The 4,257-nt window shown below is 40.2% G+C and carries 6 protein-coding genes; 1 reads left to right on the top strand and 5 read right to left on the bottom strand.

Annotated features, from left to right (window positions below):
- Window positions 1–530 precede the first annotated feature (530 nt).
- Entirely contained in the window at window positions 531–1,028 is a 498-nt protein-coding gene (locus BGL89_RS13580; RefSeq protein WP_004163691.1) for an HNH endonuclease, read from the top strand.
- On the opposite strand, the gene BGL89_RS13585 is transcribed toward BGL89_RS13580, so the two are convergent.
- The 5 genes from BGL89_RS13585 to BGL89_RS13605 all read right to left on the bottom strand — a co-directional run bounded on the left by BGL89_RS13585 (window position 1,025) and on the right by BGL89_RS13605 (window position 4,046).
- Window positions 1,025–1,378, bottom strand: coding sequence for a hypothetical protein (locus BGL89_RS13585; RefSeq protein WP_286826150.1), 354 nt, complete (start codon window positions 1,376–1,378; stop codon window positions 1,025–1,027). The two genes, BGL89_RS13580 and BGL89_RS13585, sit on opposite strands and share 4 nt — an antisense overlap.
- 87 nt (window positions 1,379–1,465) lie before the next feature.
- Window positions 1,466–2,578 carry a hydrogenase formation protein HypD gene (gene hypD / locus BGL89_RS13590; protein ID WP_286826151.1) on the bottom strand — a complete coding sequence of 371 codons (1,113 nt, stop codon included), beginning with the start codon at window positions 2,576–2,578 and terminating at the stop codon, window positions 1,466–1,468.
- A gap of 141 nt (window positions 2,579–2,719) precedes the next feature.
- On the bottom strand, window positions 2,720–2,983 hold the full coding sequence (locus BGL89_RS13595; protein ID WP_286826152.1) for a HypC/HybG/HupF family hydrogenase formation chaperone: 264 nt from the start codon (window positions 2,981–2,983) through the stop codon (window positions 2,720–2,722).
- Window positions 2,984–3,276: 293 nt separating this feature from the next.
- A complete protein-coding gene (locus tag BGL89_RS13600; RefSeq protein WP_286826153.1) occupies window positions 3,277–3,651 on the bottom strand; it encodes a hypothetical protein in 375 nt (124 codons plus the stop codon).
- Window positions 3,621–4,046, bottom strand: a complete 426-nt coding sequence (locus BGL89_RS13605; protein ID WP_286826154.1) for a hypothetical protein — start codon at window positions 4,044–4,046, stop codon at window positions 3,621–3,623. Before BGL89_RS13605 ends, BGL89_RS13600 begins: the two co-directional genes overlap by 31 nt.
- Between the last annotated feature and the right edge of the window lie 211 nt (window positions 4,047–4,257).

Here is a 4,257-nt window from a genome sequence, read left to right on the forward strand (position 1 = left end):
CAGTTGACAAAAATCGCAGTAATGTCTCTCTCTATAAGGGTTTCATCCCTTATAACCCTCGTCGATTGCATAACACAAACCGAAGAACCAACTTTTTCAGCAAACCCTAATTATATTAAATCCGTTTTTAATAATATGATTAGAGTTCTTGCATAATTAATTTTCGAGAGTTCATATTAAATCTGGTTATTAAAAACTGATTATTTATTCCCCCTTTTGCATGAGTGCCTCTTGCCGTTCGGCTGTCCTGATATGTAGCCTATACTCAACGGATTTAGTTTTTTTGTCAGAGATTATCGCCACAAACAGAAACATAAATCGTAGGGTGCGAAGCGCGAAAGCGTAACGCACCAATTTAATAATCAAGTCGGTGCGTGGGGCGCGGATTATTAATTTGTTTTTTTGTCAGAGATTATCGCCGCAAACACGCACCCTACCAGATCTATACTCAACGGATTTAGAATAATAGGTTCCAATCTCAGTGATCTGTGCTACCATTCGGGGTAAATTCAAGCGATCTCCAGACACCTATGAGCAAGGTTCTCGTGTTGAATGCCTCCTACGAACCGCTAAATATTACCAGTTGGCGGCGCGCGATCGTTTTATTGTTGAAAGGAAAAGCTGAATCCCTAGAACATAACGGAAAAGTGGTTTGTCGTGACTTACCCTTGCCTTCTGTTATCCGTCTTAGGCAATACGTCCGTGTTCCCTACAAGGAAATTCCTTTAACCCGTCGTAATATTCTCGAACGAGATCATCACACCTGTCAATACTGTCTCTACCGAGGTGAACAATTAACCATCGATCATGTGATTCCCCGTTCTCGCGGAGGGGGTGATACCTGGGAGAATTTAGTGGCGGCTTGTGTGCGTTGTAATGTGCATAAGGGCAATCGTACACCAAAAGAGGCCAATATGTCCCTGCGCGCCCAACCCCGTCGTCCCTACAGCAGTCTCCACTTTGAGCTATTAAAGCACACCAGGGAGAATCACAATCAGGAATGGCGTAAATATGTCATCGGCATTTAGGGTGAGAAGGGCATGGTGAAACCAAGACCAAAATTGATTCCCATGCCATTATTATTAGTCTGGGTGCGAGGATTGGCAACTCCCGTGCCTAGATAAACCGCACAACCGCGACAGGGGGAATTGACTCGGTAGCGCACCGCCATGGGATCATTGGGATCGGTGATAGTTACTCCCTGATTGTTTAAATCTTTAATTAGATTGGTGACGGGTTTGAAAAAATCGGCGCTGGGGGGTTGACTTGGTTGCAGTTCTAGGGTTTGTTCTTGGGAAGCAAGAACAATTTCCGAAGCGATAACTAGCAGTAGAGAGGTAGTTAAGCCAAATAAACCCAGATTATTTTTGATTTTCATTTTTTTTATCACCGAGAGATTGTTAATTTCTTCTGGTAAGAATTCTAGCGTTTCCTCACCGGAAAGGAACCTAATCAGTAAAAAAATTTACTGATTTCTACCATACTTATAATAAGCGGCACAAGCACCTTCACTAGAAACCATACAAGTGCCGATGGGATGTTCGGGAGTACAAGCAGTACCAAATACTTTACATTCCCAGGGTTTTAAAACACCTTTAAGAATTTCGCCGCACTGACAAGCTTTGTGATCTTTAACGCGCTGATTGGGTAAGGTAAATTTCTTCTCCGCATCAAAATTACTGTACTCATCTCGCATTTTTAACCCTCCTTGAGCAATTTCTCCTAAACCTCGCCATTCAAACTGATCTCGCAGTTCAAAAACTTGGTCGATTGCCGATAAAGCGACTCTATTTCCTTGATTTTGTACCACTCGATCGTACTGATTTTCGATCTCACATCTCTGCTCATCTAATTGTTTTAATACCATCCAAATTGATTGCAGAATATCCAAAGGTTCAAACCCAGAAACTACCACAGGTTTATGATATTCTTGGGCAATAACTTGATAGGGTTCTGTGCCAATTACCATGCTAACATGACCAGGGCCAACAAAACCGTCTAACTGTAAATCTGGGTTATCTAACAAAGCTTTCAGAGCAGGAATAATCACCACATGATTAGAAAATAAACTAAAATTAGTGATACCATCTCTTTGCGCTTCTAAAACAGTTAAAGCTGTGCTAGGAACGGTTGTTTCAAAACCTAATGCTAGAAATATTACTTCTTTATCGAGATTTTCTCTGGCAATTTTTAAGGCATCGCGAGGAGAATAAACCATGCGAATATCACAACCTTTTGCTCGTGCTTGCAGCAGACTCAAATGGGAACCGGGGACACGCATAGTATCGCCAAAAGTTGTCAGAATTACGTTCGGTTGTTGTGCGAGAAAAATGGCATCATCTAAACGACCTCGCGGCATCACACAAACGGGACATCCGGGACCATGAATTAATTCGATAGTTTCGGGAAGTATTGCCTCGATACCGTATTTAAAAATTGAGTGGGTATGACCACCACAAACCTCCATAATTTTAGTAACTTTTTCCCGCTTTTCAGAGATTCTTATCGATAATTGTTCAATTTGTTGAATTAATCCTGCCGCTTTAACCGGATCACGAAATTCATCAACGTATTTCATAACAAGCTTTCTCTCTATAAGTGGTTGGACAAAAGTAAAGTTAATTGTGGAGCCGGTCGTCGGTCGTCAGTAATAATTGCCGTAATTTACATTTCTTAAGATAGACAACAGAATTAATTTGTGGCTAACTAATTAAGAACATTAATTATGATTAAATTCTTCCTCTAATTCCAATAATTGTGTTAATAAATTTAAGGTTTCTTGCGCCTCATTTTCATCAATTCGATTCATGGCAAAACCCACATGAACTAATACCCAATCCCCTAGACAAGTATTAGCGGGATGGTCTTCATCAACAATGCAAGCGATATTTACTTCTCTTTTTACACCCCCCACATCGACGAGAGCGAGATTATGGTTTTCATCAATAATTGCTGTAATTTGTCCCGGTATGCCTAAACACATAGTTTTTACCTTGAAAAATCTAGTTTTTGTTAATTATGGGCTGATTTTTTGGGTAGAGATTGCAGTAATATCAACTGAGAATCAGGTCATACTTCATCCCTCTAAGAAACGCTATACAGTCAAAGGTTATCCTTTTTACTTTTTCCTTTCCCCTTTTTACTCGGTCTTACCTGCCATTCTGGACTATTGCCCTCAAGAACAGCTTTTTTTCCCGTATCTTTTTTAAGATTTCCCCTGTCCCAGACCGTGGACACTATCCCAGTAAGGGTAAAACTTTTGTATTAGGGACTACATCACTTTAGCAAATTGTCCGTTAAAAGCTGATACAAAAGTCTCGTCTCGTAAAACAGCAAGCGACACAGTCCATCCTTACCCAGTGCCTTAAAGCTGGGTAATTCTTTCCTTTTTTCGATTCTTTGACCATTTTCTTGGTCGTAATAGATATGAATCCGGGGATTAAGCCAAGAATGCTTAAGCTTGCCAATAATCTCAGTTTTAGCGGGTTTATTAGGACAAATAGTAACCATTGCATGAGCATACAAGTGAGAGCGCATTAAATCGGAACCCTTCCAAGATTTTTTTATTTTGTCTTGTTTGGCATAAGTATCACCAGAAATCTGATAGGAATAACCAAGACCTAAGTAAGCTTGAAATTTTCTCCACTCCAACTAATATCGTGATCACCTCTAAAATAAGGTTTTCCATTAACTAGGAATCTCTCGATAGGATAGCAGTGCAAAAGCAGTAAACTTTGAGTAACCGTGCCGAAAAGAAACTGTTCAAATACTCGACAATAATCCTTAAACTGCTCTAATTCCAAAATGTCTCTTAAGTTTAGCTCCTTAACTGCGATTCTATCCTGATAGGTGACAATATCCTTAGCTAATAACTGACTATATTCACTAATTCCAGTCCCCGCCGTGGTCTTAATGCGCGGGTTTCCCGCTAATCCGGCAATATGTCCTAAAGTCGGGTTACAGCCGCTAACTCCAATATAATCAAAGTCTCTTTGAGAGATTTCAGGAAACTCGCAACATAACCGTTGTCTAAGCTGATTAATCAAAGAATTTTTGTTTTTAACGAGTTGTTCTCTCTCATGAAAAGTACGCCGCAACAAATCGATCGAGTCATCGAAAAACTGGGTCTGAAACCCCGCCCTTTAGCGATAGCGGAGGGCGGCTTTATAGGGAGCATCCCAATTTTGCAATAAGTATAAATGCTTAGAGACTAAAAACGTTAGCTAAGGCAAAATAAAGAGAAACAATTAAACGGTA

The sequence above is a fragment of the Microcystis sp. LSC13-02 genome (genome assembly GCA_002282935.1).
GTDB lineage: Bacteria > Cyanobacteriota > Cyanobacteriia > Cyanobacteriales > Microcystaceae > Microcystis.